General features: G+C 51.3%; 13 protein-coding genes. 6 read left to right on the forward strand and 7 right to left on the reverse strand.

Annotated elements, in window-relative coordinates; translation table 11 throughout:
• The first annotated feature begins 43 nt into the window (after positions 1 to 43).
• From ACYVUV_RS06065 to ACYVUV_RS06085, 5 genes are all read left to right on the forward strand, one after another.
• Positions 44 to 1801: an ABC transporter ATP-binding protein gene (locus ACYVUV_RS06065; protein ID WP_439775173.1), complete on the forward strand. Its 1758-nt coding sequence runs from the start codon at positions 44 to 46 to the stop codon at positions 1799 to 1801.
• Positions 1794 to 3557, forward strand: a complete 1764-nt coding sequence (locus ACYVUV_RS06070; RefSeq protein WP_439775174.1) for an ABC transporter ATP-binding protein — start codon at positions 1794 to 1796, stop codon at positions 3555 to 3557. Before ACYVUV_RS06065 ends, ACYVUV_RS06070 begins: the two co-directional genes overlap by 8 nt.
• A gap of 126 nt (positions 3558 to 3683) precedes the next feature.
• The gene (locus tag ACYVUV_RS06075; RefSeq protein ID WP_439775175.1) at positions 3684 to 5612 is read left to right on the forward strand and encodes an alpha/beta hydrolase family protein; all 1929 of its coding nucleotides are present in this window, start codon (positions 3684 to 3686) and stop codon (positions 5610 to 5612) included.
• A gap of 47 nt (positions 5613 to 5659) precedes the next feature.
• The gene (locus ACYVUV_RS06080) at positions 5660 to 6661 is read left to right on the forward strand and encodes a D-2-hydroxyacid dehydrogenase (protein ID WP_439775176.1); all 1002 of its coding nucleotides are present in this window, start codon (positions 5660 to 5662) and stop codon (positions 6659 to 6661) included.
• Positions 6662 to 6818: 157 nt separating this feature from the next.
• Positions 6819 to 7727, forward strand: a complete 909-nt coding sequence (locus ACYVUV_RS06085; protein ID WP_439775177.1) for an alpha/beta hydrolase fold domain-containing protein — start codon at positions 6819 to 6821, stop codon at positions 7725 to 7727.
• A 125-nt stretch (positions 7728 to 7852) separates the two neighbouring features.
• On the opposite strand, the gene nth is transcribed toward ACYVUV_RS06085, so the two are convergent.
• The 7 genes from nth to ACYVUV_RS06120 form a co-directional block, all read right to left on the reverse strand.
• Positions 7853 to 8482, reverse strand: a complete 630-nt coding sequence (gene nth, locus ACYVUV_RS06090) for an endonuclease III (protein WP_439775178.1) — start codon at positions 8480 to 8482, stop codon at positions 7853 to 7855.
• A 20-nt stretch (positions 8483 to 8502) separates the two neighbouring features.
• The gene (locus tag ACYVUV_RS06095) at positions 8503 to 9150 is read right to left on the reverse strand and encodes a DnaD domain-containing protein (protein WP_439775179.1); all 648 of its coding nucleotides are present in this window, start codon (positions 9148 to 9150) and stop codon (positions 8503 to 8505) included.
• Positions 9151 to 9240: 90 nt separating this feature from the next.
• The gene (gene asnS / locus ACYVUV_RS06100; protein WP_484499122.1) at positions 9241 to 10539 is read right to left on the reverse strand and encodes an asparagine--tRNA ligase; all 1299 of its coding nucleotides are present in this window, start codon (positions 10537 to 10539) and stop codon (positions 9241 to 9243) included.
• A gap of 62 nt (positions 10540 to 10601) precedes the next feature.
• Positions 10602 to 11096, reverse strand: a complete 495-nt coding sequence (locus ACYVUV_RS06105) for a hypothetical protein (RefSeq protein ID WP_439775855.1) — start codon at positions 11094 to 11096, stop codon at positions 10602 to 10604.
• A 1-nt stretch (position 11097) separates the two neighbouring features.
• Positions 11098 to 13881 (reverse strand): helicase C-terminal domain-containing protein, encoded by a 2784-nt coding sequence (locus ACYVUV_RS06110; RefSeq protein ID WP_439775856.1) that lies wholly within the window; start codon positions 13879 to 13881, stop codon positions 11098 to 11100.
• 28 nt (positions 13882 to 13909) lie between these two features.
• Positions 13910 to 17593: a helicase-exonuclease AddAB subunit AddA gene (gene addA, locus ACYVUV_RS06115; protein WP_439775857.1), complete on the reverse strand. Its 3684-nt coding sequence runs from the start codon at positions 17591 to 17593 to the stop codon at positions 13910 to 13912.
• Positions 17594 to 17605: 12 nt separating this feature from the next.
• The gene (locus ACYVUV_RS06120; protein ID WP_439775858.1) at positions 17606 to 21145 is read right to left on the reverse strand and encodes a PD-(D/E)XK nuclease family protein; all 3540 of its coding nucleotides are present in this window, start codon (positions 21143 to 21145) and stop codon (positions 17606 to 17608) included.
• Between the two features lie 133 nt (positions 21146 to 21278).
• On the opposite strand from ACYVUV_RS06120, the gene mvk reads away from it, so the two are divergent.
• Positions 21279 to 22190, forward strand: coding sequence for a mevalonate kinase (gene mvk, locus ACYVUV_RS06125; protein WP_484499186.1), 912 nt, complete (start codon positions 21279 to 21281; stop codon positions 22188 to 22190).
• Positions 22191 to 22212: the final 22 nt, after the last annotated feature.

The following is a 22212-nucleotide window of genomic DNA, read 5'->3' on the forward strand; positions in this document are numbered from 1 at the left end:
ATAGCTAGGTATCGTTATTTCGATTTTCGTTAAGGAGGAAAAGATGAAGAAAGCACTGCATTATCTGACTCCGCGGGAAGCTGCCCAAACCGCAGTCTGCTTTTTAGCCATCATTATGACCGTCTGGCTCAGCCTAAAGATGCCGGACTATATGTCAGCCATTACCAAGCTGGTTGAAACGCCCAAGGCCCAAATGGGCGATATTTTGGTCCAGGGGGCCTGGATGTTGGCCTGCGCTGTTGGGGCTGGGATCGGCATGATTCTGGCCAACTACCTGGCCGCCCTTGTCTCGGCTGGCCTGGCTAAAAGCTTGCGCCATGAAATGTACCAAAAGACTATCCACATGGCCATGCAGGATGTCGACCGCTTCTCAAGTGACTCTCTTATCAACCGCACAACCAACGATATCACGCAGATTCAGAACTTTATTGGCATGGGGATGTCATTTATGTTCATGTCACCGATCATGGCCACTTGGGCGATCGTTAAAATCTTGAACAAGGCCTGGCAATGGACCGCGGCAACGGCACTGGCCCTCTTGCTGATCACGGTTGTACTTGCCATCGGCTTGACAGTTGCCATGCCCCGCTTTAAAAAGATCCAGTCCTTAAACGACAACCTGAACCGAGTCACCAGAGAACAACTGTCCGGGATCAGAGTCGTCCGGGCCTACAATGCGGAAAAATACCAGCAAGACAAGTTTGCCCGGGCTAACAACGAACTGACCGACAACAACATGACCGCCTTCCACGTCATGAGCATCTTCAACCCCTCCGTTCAGTTCATCAATTCATTTTTGCCCCTGGTTATCTATCTTTTAGGTGCATCCCTGATCACCAGCGCTTCTAGCGGGCAAAAGCTGGGGATTTTTTCCGACATGGTCGTCTTCTCCAGTTATGCCATGCAGATTGTCATGAGTTTTATGATGCTGTCCATGATCGTCTTTCTCTGGCCCCGGGCATCCGTTTCCGCCCAAAGAGTCAGCGAGGTTCTAGATACTCCTGACTCAATGGCTGACGGAACTGAAACTGCCAGTCAAGGTCCGGCAGGCTCTATCGAATTCAAAAATGTTTCCTTCAAATATCCTGGCACTAGCGGTGAAGTGCTGAAGAATCTCTCTTTTAAGGTCGAGCCTGGTTCAACTTTTGCCATTATCGGCAGCACCGGGTCGGGCAAGACTACCCTGCTGAACTTGATCGTCCGCTTTTATGACCCAACTAAAGGACAGATTTTGGTCGATGGCCAGGACATCAAGTCCTACAAGCGGACCAGCCTCCGGGACCGGATCGGTTACGCGACCCAGAAGGCCATTTTGTTTAAAGGAACAGTCAAGTCCAATATCAGCTTTGGCCAGGCCGACCGGGTCAAAAGCGCGGAAGAGCTTGACCAGGCGATTGAAACCGCCCAGGCCAGTGAATTCGTTGACCAGATGCCTGGAAAAACTGACGCCCCGATCGCCCAAGGCGGCAGCAATGTGTCTGGTGGGCAAAAGCAGCGGCTTTCTATTGCCAGAGCTGTTGCCCGCAAGCCAGAAATCATGCTTTTTGACGACAGTTTTTCCGCTCTTGACTTCCAAACCGACCGGCTTTTGCGGGAAGCTTTAGGCAAAAAGCTAAAAAACACTACTAAAGTTATCGTTGCTCAAAGAGTCAGCACTATCAGAGACGCTGATCAGATTTTGGTCCTGGAACACGGCAAGGCCGTTGGCTTGGGCAAGCACGACGACCTGCTCAAGAATTGTCCAAGCTACCAGGAAATCGTCTCTTCACAATTGTCAAAGGAGGAAATGAGCCATGAGTAAGAAAAATACAGGTTTTGCCTCCAACCTGAAGACCGCTAAAGAGTTTATCGCCTACCTGGGCCGCTACCGGCTCGGCTTGATTCTTTCCATCATCGTCGCGGTTATTGGTGCCCTTTTGAACGTCTGGGGACCAAGCAAGCTGTCAGAAGTCACCAACTTGATCTCCGCAGGCTTGACCGGCCCGATGAACATGAAGAAAATTGGCTCAATTGGTACTTTCTTGATAATAATCTATTTCATTGCCGGCCTCTGCAACCTTTATCAAGCCTGGACCATGTCCACGATTACGCAGACTATGACCAAGCAGATGCGGCAAGATATTTCCGCAAAAATCAACCGCATCCCCCTAAAATATTTTGACGGCCACACAACCGGCGACACCTTGAGCCGGGTAACCAACGACGTTGACACCATTGGGCAAATGATGAACCAGAGTATTTCCAACCTGGTCTCCTCTTTGGCCATGCTGGTCGGTTCCATCGTCATGATGCTCATGACCAACTGGATCATGGCCCTGGCCGGGATGATTACCGCCCTCCTGGGCTTCATCTTCTCCACCGGCCTCATTTCCTCATCACAGCGCTACTACAACAGCCAGCAGCAAACGCTGGGCGCTTTAAACGGGAAAGTTGAGGAAAGCTACACTGGCTTGGCAATTGTCAAGGCCTACAATGGAGAAAAGCAGCTTGGCCAGGAATTTGACCAGGTCAATGACCAGCTTTATGAATATGCTTGGAAATCCAATGCTCTTTCCGGCTCCATGAATCCAATCATGCAGTTTGCCGGCAACGCTGCTTACGTGGTTGTCTGCATCGTCGGTGCCATCGCCGCCCACCAAGGGCAGATCGGCTTCGGGACCATCGTGGCCTTCATGATCTACATCCGCCTTTTCTCAGAGCCCTTGCAAAACCTGGGGCAAATGGCTTCGAGTTTAGAAATGCTGCTGGCCGCTTCCCGCCGGGTCTTCGACTTTTTGGACGAAGAAGAAATGCCAAAAGAAGAAGGCAAAAAGCATCTGGATCACGTTAAAGGCCAGGTCAGCTTCCGGCATGTGGTCTTTGGCTACAACTACCCAGAGCAGGTTATCGTCCACGACTTCACCGCTGAAGTTGCTCCTGGTGAAAAAGTTGCCCTGGTTGGGCCAACCGGCGCCGGCAAGACCACTATCGTCAACTTGCTGATGCGCTTTTATGAGATCAATTCCGGCTCAATCAAGATCGACGGCGTCTCTACCAAAGATATTACCAGAGAAAACGTCCACCAGCTCTTTGGCATGGTCTTGCAAGACACCTGGCTTTTTAACGGGACTCTGAGAGAAAACCTGGTCTACAACCAAACTGGAGTAAGTGATGAACGCTTGGATGAAGTCTGCCGGGCAACTGGCCTCAGCGACCTGGTTGACCAGATTGGCTATGATACCCCGATCAAGGCCGACGACCTGTCAGCCGGGCAAAAGCAACTGATTACCATTGCCCGAGCCATGATCAAGGATGCCCCGCTTTTGATTCTGGACGAAGCAACGTCCAGTGTTGACACCAGAACTGAACTCAAGGTCCAGGCTGCCATGGACAAGCTGATGGAAGGCCGGACCAGCTTCGTTATCGCCCACCGCCTGTCTACTATCCGGGATGCTGACCTGATCCTGGTTATCAACCACGGTGACATTATGGAGACTGGTAACCACGAGGAGCTCCTGGCCAAGGGCGGCTTCTATGCTAGCCTTTATAACTCGCAATTTGAAAAGGCTGATGACTAATATAGCTGGAATACTTGCTGTAAAAAAGCAGGTATTCCGGCTTTTTTATCTGCTAAAATATATGGCAACAGGATAAAAACAAGAATAACTGTCAACAATACTTACAAAAATAGAAAAGAGGAAATTATGGAAGCAATTCAAATTGAAGACTTTTTGCACTATGCCAACCTGGGCAAGCTCAAGGCCAAGGGGCAGAACCTGGTCTGGGTCAAAGGACTGCCAGATGCCTGCAAAAAAGACAAGTATCTCTACACCTTAGAGACCTTGAAAGACGGGCAAGTTGCTCCCCTTAGCTCCTTTGGCCAGGAAAAGGACTTCGTCTTTCTTGATGAAAACACGGTCTGCTTTGCCGGTAACCGAAGAAAGGAAAAAGGCAAGACTTTTATCTACCAGCTCTCTTTGACTGGCGGTGAAGCAAGGGAAATCGCTGCTTTAGAGGGAGAAGATTTCGTGGTCGAAAAGGTCCTAGAAGACGGCCGCTTGCTCTTAAGCCGGCGGGTTGACCTGCGCGAAGCGGAAAAGAAGCAGGATCCGGATGAAAAAGATTATGTGGTCTTAGACGAATTCCCTGCCTACTTCAACGGCGATGGCATTATTTCCAAGTTCCGCGACCGCCTCTTCATTTTTGACCCGGCCCAAAATGAACTGACTGAGCTCTTAAAAGACGACCCATATTTCAACTTTGACCTTCATTATGTGAGCGGCTCTGTCCTCTACTTCACCGGGGACTCTTACACCAAGTCCAAGGCCCGCAAGTCCGCCCTCTACCAGATAGACTTAAAGAGCTTGGAGTATCGCCAGCTTTTGCCAAAAGAAGAATGGTCAATTTTTGCCATTTGCGTCTTAAAGGGCCAGCTCTACCTGGTGGCCACTGATGAAAAGCGCTACGGCACTGAAGAAAATCCCCAGTTTTACAAGTATGACTCAGAAAAGCAAGAATTAGCCTTAACCGCGGCTTGGGAAGACTGCTGGGGCGACTGCGTTGACACCGACCTCTGCCTGTTAGACGTGCGAACCAGTCAAGTCTTTGACGACTGCCTTTACTTCACTACTACCAAGGTCGACCACACGGTCTTGGAGTGCTTTAACGGTGAAAAAATTACTCCAGTCTTTGAATTCCCCTCAATCGAATTCTTTGACTTTACGGAAGATGGCACTTGCTGGTTCACCGGTCCAAATGCCAACGAGACCCAGCAGCTTTACAGCTTTAAAGACGGACAGCTGACCAAGCACTCCAGCTATAACGAAGCTGCCTTAAAGGACCGCTATGTCGCTTCTGCTGTTCAAGTTGACTACCAGAATTATGCTGGCAATACCCAGCACGGCTGGGTTCTTTACCCGAAAGACTTTGATGAAAAGCAAAAATATCCGGCTATTCTCGACGTTCACGGCGGGCCAAAGACCGTCTACGGGACGCCATTTTTCCATGAAATGCAGGTCTGGTCAGGCAAGGGCTACTTTGTCTTCTTTGCCAACATCTACGGCTCCGACGGCCAGGGCAACGATTACGCCAACATGCGGGGGCACTGGGGCCGGGAAGACTACGATGATTTGATGAAATTCACCGATGCAGTTTTAGCTCAAATCCCGCAAATTGATGAAAGCCGCCTGGGTATTACCGGCGGCTCTTACGGGGGCTACATGACCAACTGGGTGATCGGCCATACTAACCGCTTCAAGGCTGCCGCCAGCCAGCGGTCCATGTCTAATTGGTTGAGCGATGCCTTTATGTCTGACGTGGGTCCTTGGGAAGACCTTTACTCCATTGATGCTAAGGATCTAGATGAAAAGCTGGACTACGCCTGGCAGCAGTCTCCTTTGAAATACGCTAAAAAGGTTACCACGCCGACCTTGTTCATTCACTCATTGGAAGACTACAGATGTCCTTTGCCGGAAGGGATGCAAATGTTTCGGGCCCTGCTCTACTACGGGGTAGAAAGCAGAATGTGCCTCTTTAAAGGCGAAAACCACGAGCTTTCCAGAAGCGGGCAGCCAAAACACCGGATCCGCCGCTTGCAGGAAATTACTGCCTGGTTTGACCAGCATTTGCGGTAGAATATAAGTAGTAAAAAGCAAAAGCTGAAGTAACAAAGGAGTTTTTTATGACTAAAATTGCCATGTATAACGTCAGCCCGATCGAAGTGCCTTACATTGAAGACTGGGCTAAGAAGAACGATGTTGAAGTCAAGACGACTGACCAGGCCTTGACCAGCGCGACTGTTGATTTAGCTGAAGGCTGCAGCAGCGTTTCCATCAAGCCCCTGGGCCCGGTTGACGAAGAAGTTGTTTACCAAAAATTGAGCGAATACGGGGTCAAGTGCATCGGCCTCAGAATCGTCGGCTTCAACACCATCAACTTTGACTGGACCAAGAAGTACAACTTACTGGTGACTAACGTCCCAGTCTACTCCCCGCGGGCCATCGCTGAAATGACGGTTACCCAGGCCATGTACCTTCTGCGCAAGATCGGGATCTTCCGCTACCAAATGGACCATGACCATGACTTCACCTGGCCAAGCAACTTGATCAGCAATGAAATCTACAACTTGACTGTCGGCTTGATCGGGGTCGGCCACATCGGCAGCGCTGTAGCGGAAATTTTCTCAGCCATGGGGGCCAAGGTTATTGCCTATGACGTGGCTTATAACCCGGAATTTGAACCATTTTTGACCTACACCGACTTTGACACGGTTTTAAAGGAAGCTGACATTGTCTCCCTCCACACCCCACTCTTCCCATCAACTGAAAACATGATCGGCGAAAAGCAACTGAAGGAAATGAAGAAGTCTGCCTACTTGATCAACTGTGCCCGGGGTGAATTAGTCGACACTGAAGCCTTGATCAAGGCTTTGCAAGATGGTGAAATCGCTGGTGCCGGCCTGGACACCTTGGCTGGGGAATCCAGCTACTTCGGCCACAAGGACCTTAAGGACAGCGAAATTCCAGAAGACTACAAGACCCTGGCCAAAATGCCAAACGTCGTCATCACTCCTCACTCAGCCTTCTACACGGAAACTTCCATCCGCAACATGGTGCAGATCTGCCTCAGCGACCAATTGACCATCGCCAAGGGCGGTCGGCCAAGAAGCATCGTCAACCGGTAATTTTTACTGAATCTATAAACGCGAAAACACCGTCAGTTTAATCTCTGCCGGTGTTTTTGGTGTATTGTAATTTCTATTGAAAACGCTGACTTTTTGCCTGGAATAATCCTTTTTCCTGCCCTACAATTGAATTAGCATGTGAAAAGGAGAAAAAATTATGGAAATAAAAAAATGGTCTTACGCGGATTTTCCGGAATACCAAACCGACTTGCCTGACGTAAAATATATCGACAGCACAGGCGATGAAGTCAGAGTCCTCTACCACCCAAACGTTAAATACGCTGATTATGGCGGGCAGAAACTAAGCTTGCAGATCTTGGAACCATCCACGCGGAATCACCCAAATGGTCTGACTTACCCGATCTTTGTTTACGTGCAAGGCTCTGCCTGGATGAAACAAGATGTTTACCGGGACCTGCCCCAGATGGCAAAAATTGCCGCTCTCGGCTATGTCGTCGCGGTTGTCGAATACAGAGGCAGCGACGTGGCTTCCTTCCCCAAGCCGATTCTGGATGCCCAAAACGCCGTTCGTTTCATGAAGCTGCACGGGCCCGAATACCAGGGCGACCCAAAGCGGGTTATTTTAGCGGGCAATTCTTCTGGCGGCCACACTGCCGTTTACGCCAGCTTTTTCCCGGAAGGCGAAGACAATCTCTACCCTGATGTAAATACCAAAGTAAGTGGTGTAGTCGACTTTTACGGCTCTGTCTCCGTCATGCGGGAAGACAGCAACCCGACAACCATCAACCACCTGCAGGCTGACAGTCCTGAAGGGATGGAAATGGGCCGGGTTGACTTAAGAGAGCAGGCAGACCTGCGCCGGAAATTGTCAGTTGAGTGCAATATCAGCAAAGGTACCGATATTCCGCCAGTTTTGATCATTCATGGCACAAAAGACCGAACAGTCAACACAGCCGGCAGCACCGACCTCTACTTGAAATTAAAGGAGTGCGGCAAAGAAGCCTCCTATATCTTGATCAAGGGTGCTGACCACGGCGGCGGTGAATTCACCTCTCCAGCTGTTTTAAAGGAACTGGATGCTTTCATCAAGCATGTTTTAGCATAATATATATAAAAAAGACCGCCTTCTCCGGCGGCCTTTTACATGCCCAAAACTTCTTTTTCAATCGTGTCAAGGCAATCAATTTTATCATGACTATCCCCTGCAAAAAGTTATTCTTTTTTCTTAGCTTATTCCAGGTAGCTGTAGGGATCCGGGTTCTTGGCCCGGGCGGGCATCTTGTAGCGGCCAAAGAAAATCATGGCATGGTGGGTATGGATCCACTCATCTTTTGGCAGCAGCTCTTCCAGCCGCTTCTCCACCTGCAAAGGAGTTGCCTTCTCCGGCACGATCTTGAACTTCTTGGCAATCCGGGACACATGGGTGTCGACCGCGATGGCCGGAATCCCCCAGCCTTCAGCCAAAACGACATTGGCCGTCTTGTTGCCGACCCCGGCTAATTTGACCAGGTCCTCCTTCTTGCCCGGTACCTGGCCGCCGTATTCATCAACCAGGGTCTGGGACATTTCCTTGAGGTGCTTGGCTTTAGAATGATAGAGGCCAAGCCGGGAAATATCTGCCTCGATTTCCTCCTGGCTGGCCGCCGCCATGGCTTCCGGGGTCGGAAAATCCGCGAAGAGCTGCGGGGTCACCTTGTTGACCATCTTATCTGTCGTCTGGGCGCTGAGCAGGACAGCGCAGATCAGCTGGAAACGGTTGTCCCAGTTCAGCTCCCCTTTAGCCTCCGGGAACATGGCATCGATCCGCTGTAAAACGCTTCTTGCTTCTTCATCACTCAAGAGCTTTTCGTCTTTTCCCATCAAAATCCTCCGTAAACTTACTAACGATTTCTTTCCAAGTACTGCTGGACCTCGCTTGCGGTCTTTAAATTCATTCTCTGCCAATTCAGCAAAATCCGGTCAACGTACTTGAAGCTCATAGCCCGGGACAAGACTGCTTCCCGAAGAGCCAGCTTGATTATCTCCGGGGCATAGTGATCCAAATTCAGCCAGTCCTGGATTTCTTCCCGCTCAATCGGGGTCAAGTAGCGGCCAAATTCAATCTCAAACTCCCGGGCCAGGTCACTCATTGGGTCGTTGTTCAAGCTGTCCTTAGCTTCTTCTAAAACTTCCCCATTCATGTCCTTGACCTGGACATGCTGGTCTAGATACTGGTCCAGCTTGTCATAGAGCTCATCCAGGCTGTAACGGCTGCTGATCTTCCCGCTGGCGTCCTTTGCCTGCCTCAGTGACAGGCAGCCCTTGTCCAGCAGGCTCTGGATCAAGAGAGTGACGTCGCTGACGCTGAAATTGGTGTTGGCCGCAATTTTTTCATTGCTGGGGAAGTAATTTCCCCTTTGAAAAAAAGCTTCCAGCTGCAAGACCAGGACCAGTTCGGCTTCAGTTAGGCCTAAGCGGGCATAGTAGGCAATCAAGCCGTTGCTGATGCTGGTCACTCCCAGCTGCCGGTAAAAATTGTAACTTGGCATTTTCTCACGTTCTTTCACAAAAAATAAAAGAGTGAGTTAACTCACTCTTTTATTTTAGCTTTTATACTTGTTAAAAAACAACTAATGCGCTTATGGCTGCATTCTGTTGATCATTCTTGGGAATGGAATAGCTTCACGAACGTGGTCCAGCTTGCAGATCCAGGCGATAACCCGTTCAAAGCCCATCCCAAAGCCTGAGTGCGGCACGCTGCCGTACTTTCTGAGGTCCAGGTACCAGGAGTAGTCATCCAGGTTGAGGCCTGCTTCTTCGATTTGCGCCTTCAAGGTGTCGTAGTCAGCTTCACGTTCTGACCCGCCCATGATTTCCCCGTAGCCTTCTGGCGCTTCCACGTCGGCACAGAGGTATGTCAATGGGTTTTCCGGGTTCTTCTTCATGTAGAATGGCTTGATGGCCACCGGGTAGTTGACGATGAAGAATGGCCGGTCGAATTGTTCTGACAGGAAGGCTTCGTCTGGCGCGCCGAAGTCGTCTCCCCACTTGAAGTCCTTACCGGCTTCTTGCAGCATCTTAACCGCGTCATCGTAGGACAGGCGGGTGTAGTTGCCTTCAGCAGCTGGGCGCAGCTTGTCCAGGTCCCGGCCCAGGATGCTTAATTCGTATTCACAGTGTTCCAGTACCTGGCCAACCACATAAGACAGGAAGCGCTCCTGCAGGTCCAGGGATTCATCTTGGTGCATCCAGGCCATTTCCGGCTCCATCATCCAGAATTCAGTCAGGTGCCGGCGGGTCTTGGAAGCTTCAGCCCGGAAGGTTGGCCCAAAGGTAAAGATCTTGCCGAAGGCTTCTGCCCCGACTTCCCCGTAAAGCTGGCCGGATTGTGACAGGTAAGCATCGTGGTCGAAGTAGTCAATGTGGAAGAGTTCCGTGGTTCCTTCTGGTGCTGAGTGCATCAAAAGCGGCGCGTCAAACTTCACGAAGCCTTCGTTTTCAAAGAAGTCGACCGTGGCCTTGAAGATCCGGTTTCTGATCTGCATGATGGCAAATGGCCGCCGGCTTCTCAGCCAGAGGTGACGGTGGTCCAAAAGGAAGTCGATCCCGTGTTCCTTGTTGGTGATCGGGTAGCCTTCGTTGTTGGAAACAACTTCCAGGTCGCTGATCTGGATTTCGTAGCCAAAGTGGGACCGGGCGTCTTCATGGATGGTCCCAGTGATGTAGAAGGAAGCTTCCTGGCGCAGGCCCTTAGCTGCTTCAAAAACTTCCTCGCTGACATTGTTCTTGCGGACAACGCCTTGGAAGAAGGCCGTGCCGTCTCTTAATTGCAGGAAGACGATCTTCCCGCTGGACCGCTTGTCAGTCAGCCAGACATGCATTCTGACTTCTTCGTCAACGTGCTTGGCTGATTCTCTGATTGAAATCAATTCTGTCATTCTTTTTTATTCCACCTTATTTTATTAACTCTATCCATGATAGCAGATTTTTGCCCGCTCTTCTATAACTTATCGACCAGAGACAGGAGCTTGCCGTCTTTAAACTTGTAAATGGCATAGCAGTAGCTGCCATCGCTGTTGACTGCCGTGACTTCCCAGACGGCTTGCTTTTGATACCAGCCCAGGTTGACTTCCTTGATGGTCTTCTTCGGATATGACTTCTGGAAGCTGGCTTTGACCGTGCTTTCGCTAACGCCATCATTAGCTGAATAATAGTAGGCCTTGTGGCTGCCAGGCAGATAGATGAAGTAGGCTGCCTTGCCCTTGCTGGTTTTCCCGCTGGCTGAATAGGAACTGACACCGCGGTTCAGGTGGTAGTACTTGTCAATCTGCTTCATAGAAGTCTGCTTGACCAGCTTGGCGACTTTCTCCTTGTGCTGGCTGTAAGGCTTGGCGGCCTTAGCTACGACGGCTACCGTTCCCGCGTAAAGCAAAAACAGGAAAAAGACCAGCCAGGCCAGATATTGCAGAACATTTTTGACTCTTTCGTTAAGCATTTTACCTCTCGAACTTTAACTTATTTTTTAATTCACTTGCTTTGACCTTCTGCACCGGAGCCGGCAGGCTGGACCGGAAGGCCGGGCCATAGCTCTTGGTCCAGATCCGGGGATCCAGGATCAAAAACTGCCCGTAATCATCCTCGCCCCGGATCAAGCGGCCGCATCCCTGCCGCAGGCGGAGAATCGCCCGGGGCAAAGAATCCTCTTGAAAGACATCCCAGCCTCTTTGGGCCAGGTAATGCTGCCTAAGGCTAACCTCCGGCAGGTCCGGCGATTCAAATGGCAGGCGTGTGGCGATGACCAGGTCAATCCCGCAATTGTGGAAGTCCACCCCTTCCCAGAAGCTGTCCGCCCCCAGCAAAATTGACCTTTCCGCGATAACGAAACGACGGGTGATCCGCTCGTTTGACCCGGTCAAGCCCTGGGCCAAAAGCTCATAGTCCTTAACCCGGGGATCATTCAGCAGTTCAAAATAGAGCTGCTTGATCAAGTCCAGGTTGGTAAACAGACACAAAATATGCTTTTGCCCGCTTAAGTCCTTGGTCAGGATATTTTTCAATTCTTCCAAAAAACGCGGACTGTCTGGTTCCGGCTGTCCTTCCCCCATGGCCAGGATCTCTAAGTGGTCAGCCATTGGGAAGCTGGCCTTGCCCTTGTAGCAGGAGACGCCCAAATTTGGCAGGGCCAGGACCTGCTTGGCAAAGGCAAAATTGCCGTCATTAGTTATTGTCGCACTGATCATGCTGATATGGTCAAAGCGGTCGTAAATTTTATGCAATTCTTCAGAACTGTCCAGGCTGAGCCAGTGAAGGTTGCTGCTGAGAGCATCTTCGGGATTGGTCACGTTGACCACAAAGCCCAAATGATCTAAGAGCGGCTGGTTCAGGAGGTCAGCCAGCTGGTAACTCTTTTCCGTGTAGAATTCCAGCAAGTCAACCTGGTCGTTCAATTCTTCCAGCATGGATTCTTCATCTGTCAAAAAGCGGTCTTTTTCCTGCTCCAGCAAGTAGCGGATCTGATTGGTATGGATCCGGACCTGTTCCAATTGCTGCTGGAACTGTCTGAGCTGGGGCTTAAACTGGGAGTTCTCCGGGAAGAGATCCTGGCCCTGGATAGTGAGCTGCAGGCTCTTGTTGGGCAAAACCACCTGGCTGATTGCCTGCCCCTTGTGCTGGTAGAGATACTTTTGCATCCGATTTAGGCTGTGAATCAGGTCCAGGCTCTCCTGGTCCAAGAGATCCAGCATGAACTGCAGCTGGACATTTTCCTCACTTTGCCTAAGCAGGTTGTTGTCCGTAAAATAAAGCAGATTGCGCAGGTGGCTGATGCTGCCCCAGATCGCTTCCAGGCGAAGTGAGTCCGTCCGGGCCGTCTGCAAGTTTTCGCTGAAGCGGTGGGCTTCGTCAATTACCAGGTAAGGGTTCTGCCCCCAGATGGAGTCCATGTAGTGGTTGACCAAGTAAGCGTGGTTAGTCACCAGAATGTTGGCCTGCTCCTGCCGGCGGCGGGCCAGGTTCCAAAAGTCAACGCTGGCGAACTGGCTGGCCACCCGGGCATCCCCGGGGTGCTTGAGCTGGTTAAAGATAGGCAGCTGCTGGCTGGTCAGCTGCAATTCATCCATGTCCCCCGTCGTCGTTTCCGTCAGCCAGACCAGGATCTGCATCTGCAGGAGCAAGGTCGCCTTATTTGGTGAATTCTGGTAAAGGGTCTGGGCAAAACCGTCCAAATCCAAGTAGTGGCTGCTGGACTTGACCATTTCCGCGTTCAAGCCCAGGCCCGTAACCCGCAGGAGCTGGGGAATTTCCTGATCTAAGAGCTGCTGCTGGAGAACCTTGGTCGGCGTGGCAATGACCAGTTTTTTGCCAGAGTAAAGCTGGTAGGCATAGGCGAAAAGGTAGGCAAAAGTCTTCCCTGTCCCGTTTGGGGCCTCAGCCAGCATGACTCTTTGCCCTTCTTCTTCGACAAAGTCGTGCAGGCGGTCGATCAAGTCCACTTGAGCTTGCCGGTAATTGATCTTGCCTTTAAAAAGCTTGCGCTTGTCAGCGTCTTTAACTGGGAAATGCCCGTTTACCCCATGTTCAACCGCGGGAATTTCCTGCCTCTTCAAGACCAGGTTGCGGACCTGGATCTTGTCTTTAGGCAGCTTGCGCTTGCTTTGCCGGGACTGGTCGGCAATCTCCTTGATCACATCGCCCGTGTCCCGGATTAACCCCCCGGCCAAAGAGCCCAGGACATTCAAAGTCGCCTGGGGCAAGGAGGCCAGCTTATCGATGATCTTGATGAGCAAAACAGCTGTCCCGTAAGCATCAGAATCGGCCTTGTGGGGATTGGCGTGCTTAATCTCCAGGCTGGCCGTCAAATCCCGCAATTTGTATGAAGGCAGGGTCGGAAAAGCGATCTTGGCCAGTTCAACCGTATCAACCGCCTTGCAGGTCAAGGCTTCAAAGCCGGCATTGGTCAGTTCATAGTTCAAGAAGGGAAAGTCGAAATTGACATTATGGGCCACAAAAACCGTATCCTGCAAAATCTCGCGGATCTTCGGGGCATAGTGCTTGAAATCAGCCTGGCCGGCCACCATCTTCTGGTCAATCCCGGTCAGATTGGTCACGGCTAGTGGAATTTCCCGGTGGGGGTTCATCATAAAGGAATAGGTCTTGACCACTTCGCCATTTTTGACCAAGGCGCAGCCAAACTGAATGATCCGGTCCCCCTCCTCCTTGCGCGTCCCGGTCGTTTCCAAGTCAACGACCGCGAAGGTTTCGCCGGCAAAAAAATCCGCCATTTTCCGCTCCTTTCACTCCTAAAAACTTCTAATCAACTTCAACAATTTCCCGGCAGCTCAAAAGCACCAGGTACTTTTTCAAAACAGGCAGCTGGCCTGATTCGTTCAAGGCTCTTTCATAGAGGCGCAGCTGGCCCTGGTACTTCTCTTTCAGCTTCTGGATTGCTTCATCCTGCTTACGCGGGTTAACGTGGTCAGTCTTGTAGTCAAATAAAATGATACCATTCTCTGCTTCATAATAGCCATCGATTGTCCCATGAACCAAAATTTCTCCTGGAAAATCGCTGAAATCCTTAAATAAAGTCTTCGGTGACAAGATGGTGGCAAAATTTTCTTCCCGGTAAAGGCGGTCGGGGTGCTGGTAAAAGTCCTTGGCAAAGTCGCTCTTGACGAACCAAGACAAGGCTTCCCGATCCAACTTGCTGGCCAAAGTTGGGCTCAGCCGGCCCTTTTCAACCAGGCCGGCAATGCAGCTGTCAATTGCATCCCTGTCGCCTTTGGCATAGTCATAGTACTGCAAGACCAAGTGGCTGGCCGTCCCCAGTTCAGCTGAGCTGACCGTGTTTTGGAAGAGGAAGTCTGGCTCAGTATCGATCGGCTGCAAATAGCGGTTGGCTGACTGCAGTTCTGAAATATGGGAGTCGGCCAGTTCGTCTTCGATCGGGTCGCCAAAAGCCTTCTTGATTTCAGACACCGCCTGGTAGGCCGTCGTCCGGCTGGCATCCAAGTAGGGATAGCCGCCTTGGCTGAAGGCATAGAGTTTTTCCGCCTGCTCAAAGACGGCTTCTTCCTCTTCAGTCAAGTCTTCCCCGCCGGCAGCTGCCGCTTCATTTGCCGGCAGCTGGGCCTGGTCTTTCTTTGGGTCAAAGTGAACAAAGACCAGACTGTCTTCCTGGCCAACTGCCAAGTCACTGACGGCTTTTTCTCCCAGCCGCTTCACTTGCTTGGCGTGGGCTAAGGCCGGGGCTAAAAAGTCCAGGGGCTTGGCCACCTTCATCTTGTCCAAAAGGGGCAGGCGGCCAGCTGAAATTTCCTTGGCCCACTTCTCTTCCAGGCCTGCCAGGTCAGTTTTGGCCGGAAGCTTGATATTTGCCGCCAGGATCAGCTTCTGCTTGGCCCGGGTCAAGGCCACGTAAAGCAGGCGGGCTTCTTCTTCCAGCAGCTTCTGCTTTTTGGCGATCTTCAGCCAGGCATTGACCAAAGTATCTGCTCGGTATTCCGCTTCATCAAATGGGTAGGCAAAGGACAAACCCAGCCCGCTGGCATCTAAAACGTAGTTGCCGGTGATGTCTTGCTGATAGTTGTAGCGGTGCTCCAAGCCCAGGACAAAGACGACCGGGAATTCCAGCCCCTTTGAGGCGTGAATGGTCATCAGCTTGACTGAATTGTCAGCATTTTCGCTCAAGATCGGTTGGGCCAGGTCCTTCTGGTTCTTCCGCATTCTGGCGATAAAGTTGATGAACTGGTAGAGGTCTTTGAAGCCCGAGCTTTCGTAGGCGCTAGCTCTTTCATACAGGGCGGTCAAATTGAGCCGGCGCTGCTGGCCGTTGGTCATGGCGGTCACGATTTCCAAAAAGCTGGTCCGCTCATAAATGGTCCAGAGCAGTTCTGAAATCCGGTGGCTCAAGGCAAAGTCCCGCAAATCTTGCAATTGGTCCAAAAAGTCCCGGCAGCGGGCAGCCAGATCAGTATCTTTTTTAGCATATGTTCTTAAAGCCGCGTAGAAGCTGATGCTCTTGTTGACCAGGCGGATTTCCGCCAAATCAGAACTAGAGAAGTTGAAGATCGGAGACCGCAAAACCGCCACCAGGGGAATGTCCTGGTCCGGATTGTCGATGATCTTCAAGTAGGACATGATGACCGTCAATTCAAAGGTCTGAAAGTAGTTCTGGACATCCATGACAAAAAGCGGGATCCCGTAACGGTCAAATTCCTGCTTGATGTCCAGGTTGCTGGTCTTGGACCGGGTCAAAATGGCAATGTCTCCATAGCTGATCGGCCGGGTCTGTCCGGTCTTTGGGTCAAAAATTGGCGTCTGGTCGTTAAGCAACTTTTGGATCCGGCTGATCACCATGGCCAAATCGCCCTGGTCCAATTCCCCGTCATCTTCTGAAGCAGAAGAATCTTCTTGGTAGAGGACTTCTGTTTCTGTTGGCAAGGCAGCGTTTGGATCATAACCGGCCGCGAATTTCAGCTGCCCTTCGTTTTTGTAGTCAATCCCGCCAAAGTCCTTGGTCAAGAGGCTGTCAAAGATCAAGTTGACGGCCTGGGTGACCGGCTGGCTGGAGCGGAAGTTTTCGGCAAAAATAATCCGCTTCTTGCCTGCCGAATTTTCCTGGCCATATTCGTCATACTTGGCAATAAAGAGACTGGGCTCCGCCTGGCGGAAGCCGTAAATTGACTGCTTGACGTCCCCAACCATAAAGAGGTTGTTCTTCCCGTCTTTTTTCAGCCGCTGGATCAAACCGTCCTGCAAGGCGTTGGTGTCCTGGTATTCATCGACCATGATTTCCTTGAAGCGGTTTTGGTAGTAAGCCCGGGCCAAGTCGGAATTTGAACTGTCCTGGGTCAGGATTTCATAGGCTAATTGCTCCATGTCGCTGAAGTCCAGAACCCGGTCATTCCGCTTTAACTCATTGAAGCGATCGATAAAGGCCAGCTCGACTTCAGCTGCTGTCTTCACGATTTCAGCCCCCTTGGCCAAAAGGGCCTGCTGGTCAGCATTGCTATTTGCGTAAAAACTGGTGTAGACATTGAAGACCAGCTGCTTGCCAGCTTCTTTAACCTCCTTTGCCTCCTCGACAAAGTCGGCGATGTCCTTGTTAGTCCGCAAGGTCCCGTCAAACCGGCAGCTGGCCAGCAGGTCTCTTTGCCGGTCAAAGGGATCATCTGTAGCCAGGCTTTCCCGGTAGCTGGATAAGCTGGCGGCGAAAGCCCTAAAAGGTGGCTGGTATTTGACAAACTTTTCATGGTCAAAGTCTGCTTCGGCCATCAAAGCCGTCAGCTTGTCAGCCAGGTTGGAAAATTCTTCTTCCAGGTAAGGCTTGATCTTCTCCTGCCACAAGGGGCTGTCGACGACGTCGCTGGTCTCCAGCTGGTAAGAGGCAGGCAATTTTTGCAGCCAGTCCCGGTAGTTGGGCCGGGCCATGGCATACTGATACAAATCAAGCAAAAGCTCTCTGGCCGCGTCCGCGTTGCTGTCGCCGGCAAACGCATCGTAAAAGGCCCTGAAGCGGTCTTTTTTCTTCTGGTCTTCATTTTGTAGGTAGCCGTTTTCGACATCCCGAAGAGCTCTTTCCTTTAACAGCTCAATCTGGGTCGCGTCAGTTAAAATGCTGAAGTCCGGGTCGATATCAATCACGAAGTAGAAGCGGCGGATGACATCCAAACAGAAGGAGTCAATCGTGGAAATGATCGCGGTATCAATCTGGGCCAGCTGCCGGCGCAAAAAGTCGGCCTGGCTGCTGTCTGTTTCCACTTGCAGGCGCTCTTGCAGTCGCTGCTTGATCCGCTGCTTCATTTCACTGGCCGCGGCCCGGGTAAAGGTGATGACCAAGAGCTGGTCAACTTCCAAGTGGTCTTCCATAATTTCCCGGATGACCCTTTCAACCAAAACGCTGGTTTTGCCTGAGCCGGCAGAAGCCGAGACCAAAAGATCCTGGCCCCGGCTTTCGATAGCGCTGGCCTGGTCTGGTGTGTATTTTACAGCCATACTTTTTCCTTTCTATATACCCTGCCCCAGCCTTTTTTCAATCAAGGCCAGCAGCTCAGCCTTTTTCAGGCTTGGCAGGTCCCGGTAAGAGTTGGTCGGCAGCTGCTGGTCAAAGTAGAAGATGTCCTTGTAGTCACTATATGTCAGACCAGTGCTGGTCCCCTGCCGGAAGGGATTCAAGGCGATCTGCCCGCTCAAGATTTCGCTGGCCGCGTCTTCAATCAAGGCTTCGACATACTCCAGCAGCTCCCTCATTTCGTCCTGGCTGAAGAAGTTGTCTTTTTTGCCAAAAGTGCCGCTCTTATTCAGCTTAAGGCCCCGGTAAACCGGACTGGCTGACTTTTTCTCCAGGACTTGGTCGACTTCCTGGTACCAGGCTGGCTCGCTGACAAAGACCCCGGACAGTTTCAGCTTGTCTTCCCCGCCCAAAAGGTTCTCTTTCAGCTGCAGCTTGCTGTCAAACAAGGCCCCATTTGATGAAGAGTTGACGGAATTCAGCTTCCGGGTGACATACTGATAAAAGGCACCAAGAAGGTCAAACTGCCGCCCGCCAGCCAGGAGGTCCCGGTTCTTTTCCAAGACATCCAGGTAGGCAATCATCTGCAAATCCACCCCGCCGGCAAAACGGGCCAGGTTGAAGCTGTGGTCAGAAGACTTGTAGTCAATCAGTTGCCCTAAAACGTGCTGGTCCCCGTTAAAGAGGTCGACCCGGTCAATCTTGCCCCGGAGGCTGATCTTCCGCTGGCCGGCAAACTTCTTCAAGGGCAGGACCAGGCCGGCCAATTTTTCCGCCGGGCCAAAGGCCAGTTCCCCGTATGTAGCCCGCATTTTGTTCTCCTGCTGCTTTCTCCGGTAGTTCTGGGCCACCTTGCTGGTCGTCTTGTCAAAGGCCTTGAAGAGATATTCATTAAAGGGATCGCGCAAGAACTGCTGGTAAAGGGGTTCTTGCAGGATCTCGCTTCTGACCTGCTTGAGCAAAAGCTCCAGGTCCAGCTCGCTGAGCTTGTCAATTTCGATATTTTTCTTTTGCATTTCCTTGAGCAAAAGCTCAAAAGTCCGGTGGAAGTAGTTGCCGGACTGGATGGCGTTCAGCTCGTTTTCTGCCCGGGGCCGCAGGCGCAGGCCATAGTTAAGGAAGTATTCAAAGGAATTCTGGTAGTAGCTTTCCAGCTGGGAGACCGATGACAAAAGGTCTTTGCCGTACAGGCGCTCAGCCAGGTCCTCTGAGATGTCTTGCGGATTGTTGTCGTAAGCCATCCCTTCCGCGATTTCTTCTGCCTTTTCTTCTTCATACTGCCGGCTGAGTTTGACTAATTTGGTCACCAGCGGACTTTGGGCGGAATTTTCCTCTGCATAGGCCAAATAGCCCAAGCTGGCCTTGGGACTGGTCAAAAAGAGCAAAAGCTGACGGGCAAATTCGGTCCGGTCTTTTTCGCTGTTGTCTGGCAGGTCCCTTTGCCGGTATTCCCGGCCGTTAACCATCTTCAACAGACGCTTGTAATAAATAGAAGGATCCAGCAAGTCGTTATTGGAATTGATTACCGGATAGGAAATGTAGACCCGGTCAGAGGCCAGGGCTAAAGCATTGCCAAATTGGTATTCCTGGTCCAAGTTGCGGAGCTGCTGGGCATCTTCTAGGTAGGCGTCTTCAGCAAAAAAGTCAGCCAAACTGGCCAGGTTTTCCGTGGTCAAAAAGTTGGGCTGGTCACTGATTTGCGGCAGGCTGCCATTGGCTGCCCCGATGATGAAGACCTGCTTGTAGCCACTGGTCTGCACCATCCCGTATTCTGACAAAGTGACAGCGTCCAGGCTGGCTGGAATCGTCGCGAAATTGGCCTGGGAAAAGGCCGCCGTCAGCATCTTGAAGAAGTCAGCCCAGGCAAAGTTTTCCGGGTTGACCAAAAGGTAGTCTTTGAGCAGGGACAAAAGCAGATTCCAGCACTGTTCCGGCTGCTGGGCCTGCTGCAAGTCCCCGCTCTCGCTGGCTTTTAAGCGCCAAGCTTCCAGGCGGGCACTGACCCCGTTTTTGACCAAGAAGTCAAAGAAGAGCTTAACGGCGGTCATGCTGTCTTTTTCATTTTTCAGCTGGCTGGAAAGGCGGGAGATCTTGCTGACAAAAAAGTCCCGCAGCTTATCCAAACGCTCCAGGCGCTTTTGATATTGCTCTTGGTCCAGGGCAATCACCTGGGCCTTGGTGAAGTCCTTGAGGGGCTTTTGCCAAAGGCTGTACTTGATCCCGTGGGCTAAGGCAAAATTTTCCAGCTGGTCGACATCGCGTAAATACGCGGCTTCCCCAGCTTCTTCATCCCCTGCTAAATACCAAGCCGGGATCAAGAGGCGGGTCTTCATGAGGCTCAAAAGAGCTGGCGTATCGCCTGGCTGCTGGAGAAGCTTGCCTAAATTTTCCAGCAAAATCACCAAAGGGTGGTACTTCATTTGCTGCTGCAAGTCATCAAAGAAGGGAATCTGGTTTTGCCGCAAGATCGGGGCCAGGTAAGTTTCATACTCTTGCAGGTTCGGAGCCAGGACCAAAAAGTCCCGGTACTGGCAGCCTTTTAAGGCCACCTCGTCATAGATGGTCCGGGCCACGAAATAGGCTTCGGCGTAGCGGGAATCCGCCTTGACCAGCTGGAGGTTGTTTAAGTCCGGCACGCTTTCCCCCTGCCAGGCCCTGTTTAAACTTTCTGCCGGGCTGCTTTGGCTGGTGATTTTTTCACTTTCCCAAGCAAAATCATGAGCAGAGAAATAGCCAGTCAAGTCCCGGATGGTCTTCTGGACCACGTAGTCGTATTCGCCTGCCACGGGTTCGAGCAGGCTGCCGTCAGCGGTCTTGAAGGCAAAAGTCATGTCGCTGGCAAAAGCCGCCAGCAGCTGCATGGTCATTTTTTCTTGAATGGAAAAATGGGAGAAATCAGTCACATAGAAGCTGGCCTGGCTGACCAGGTCTGGCTGGCTGGCCAGAAGCTGGTTCAGCTGGATATTCAGTTCATCCTTGGTGGCAAAGTGCTTGTCGCTGACAACTTGCAAAAAATCCTGGTAGATCAAGTCCAGGTCATGCAGCTTATCTCTGGTTTCATTGTCCAGGTCCAAGGATACTGCCGGGTCAGCTGCCCGCTCTAGAAGGCTGGCCAGGTCCAGCTGGCCGGTATGAACCTGCAGGATCGTGCTGTAGACTTGCTTGATCATGCCAGAATTGGCGTGGGTGTTTTTAAAAAGCAAGAGTTCATCCCTGCGCTTGTTGATGATCTGCTCCAAAATCATGGTCGCGGCCGCGTCATCCAGGCTTTCTGGCATGAGCAGGTCAGCTTTTTTAAAGAAAAACCAGGCCAGGCGGGAGAAGGACAGGACGTGCAGGTGCTTAACGCTGGTCTCTTTCCGCCCTTGAAGTTGGGCGACTTTGCCTATTGCGGCAACTTCTGTGTTAAACTTGATATGGTTTGGAACAATAATAAAAGTATCTTTGCCAGGCTGAGCCAGATAATTTCGGGCAGCCCGGCCGATGATTTCAGTTTGCAGGGGATCGGACTGTCTGCCGGTTAAAATTTTGATCATTGCTTCCACTCCTTTGTTGACTGATCGATCAATCTAAATTTTATCAATCTCTTTCCTTTTTGGGAACTGATTGCCATTGATTCTAAGCAAACGTTAAGCGAACTAGCGAAATTGTTTATTGAGGTGATTCTTTTTGCAGACTTCTTGTACTGCTCATGGAAAAGTAATTTTGATCGGCGAGCATTCCGTTGTTTACGGCTATGACGCCCTGGCCATGCCGATTCAGGCTCTCCACATCAAGACGACTGTCAGTGATTATGCCGGTCCGGTCTGGATGGATACCAAGCTCTATCAGGGTCCTTTTTTTGACGCGCCGGACGACTATAACGGCCTTAAGTATGTCGTCAAGGAACTTTTTGCCAGAAGCGGGAAAAGTCCCCAGATCAAACTTACCTATACCGGGGAAATTCCCATGGAGCGCGGGCTTGGCTCCTCAGCCACGGTTGCCTATGGCACTACCGTCGCCTTGAGCCAATACCTGGGCCTTGAGCTGAGTGAAAGCGAAGTTATGGACATCACCAACCAGGCAGAAACGATCAACCATGGCAAGGCCTCTGGCTTGGACGCGGCCACGGTTAATTCCGATTACCTGGTCTTTTTTAATAAGCAACAGGGCGTTAAAAAGCTCTCCTCGAAATTAGGCGCCAGCCTCTTGATCATGGACACGGGCGATTTGGGCAATACCAGAGAAGCCGTCACCATGGTCGCCAAGCTTTTAAATGAGTCCCCGGACGCGCAAGCAAGAATGCGGCAGTTGGGGCAACTGGCTGACGAAGTCAAAGCTGCCTGGCTTCTTCAAGACCCAGAAAGCGTTGGTAAATATTTTAATCAGGCCCAGGAGCTTTTAGCCTCCTTTAATTTGTCGACGGCCAAGATCGACCGGATCTGCCAGATCGCCCAAAAAGGCGGGGCCTTAGGCTGCAAATTGTCCGGCGGGGGTCTGGGCGGGATCGTCATCGCTCTTTGCAAGGATGCCGGTGCTTGCGAAAAGCTTGCCCAAGCCTGCCAGGCTGAAATCAGTGACTACTGGATTGAAGAAATTTGATTTTTGGCAAAAAGTTATTGAA

Source organism: Lactobacillus sp. WILCCON 0149 (assembly GCF_057197965.1).

What these genes read in the sequence shown, in the direction of transcription:
- ACYVUV_RS06065 (WP_439775173.1), top strand. Translation starts at nt 44, where the DNA reads ATGAAGAAAGCACTGCATTATCTGACTCCGCGGGAAGCTGCCCAAACC.
- ACYVUV_RS06070 (WP_439775174.1), top strand. Translation starts at nt 1,794, where the DNA reads ATGAGTAAGAAAAATACAGGTTTTGCCTCCAACCTGAAGACCGCTAAA.
- ACYVUV_RS06075 (WP_439775175.1), top strand. Translation starts at nt 3,684, where the DNA reads ATGGAAGCAATTCAAATTGAAGACTTTTTGCACTATGCCAACCTGGGC.
- ACYVUV_RS06080 (WP_439775176.1), top strand. Translation starts at nt 5,660, where the DNA reads ATGACTAAAATTGCCATGTATAACGTCAGCCCGATCGAAGTGCCTTAC.
- ACYVUV_RS06085 (WP_439775177.1), top strand. Translation starts at nt 6,819, where the DNA reads ATGGAAATAAAAAAATGGTCTTACGCGGATTTTCCGGAATACCAAACC.
- nth (WP_439775178.1), bottom strand. Translation starts at nt 8,482, where the DNA reads ATGGGAAAAGACGAAAAGCTCTTGAGTGATGAAGAAGCAAGAAGCGTT.
- ACYVUV_RS06095 (WP_439775179.1), bottom strand. Translation starts at nt 9,150, where the DNA reads ATGCCAAGTTACAATTTTTACCGGCAGCTGGGAGTGACCAGCATCAGC.
- asnS (WP_484499122.1), bottom strand. Translation starts at nt 10,539, where the DNA reads ATGACAGAATTGATTTCAATCAGAGAATCAGCCAAGCACGTTGACGAA.
- ACYVUV_RS06105 (WP_439775855.1), bottom strand. Translation starts at nt 11,096, where the DNA reads ATGCTTAACGAAAGAGTCAAAAATGTTCTGCAATATCTGGCCTGGCTG.
- ACYVUV_RS06110 (WP_439775856.1), bottom strand. Translation starts at nt 13,881, where the DNA reads ATGGCGGATTTTTTTGCCGGCGAAACCTTCGCGGTCGTTGACTTGGAA.
- addA (WP_439775857.1), bottom strand. Translation starts at nt 17,593, where the DNA reads ATGGCTGTAAAATACACACCAGACCAGGCCAGCGCTATCGAAAGCCGG.
- ACYVUV_RS06120 (WP_439775858.1), bottom strand. Translation starts at nt 21,145, where the DNA reads ATGATCAAAATTTTAACCGGCAGACAGTCCGATCCCCTGCAAACTGAA.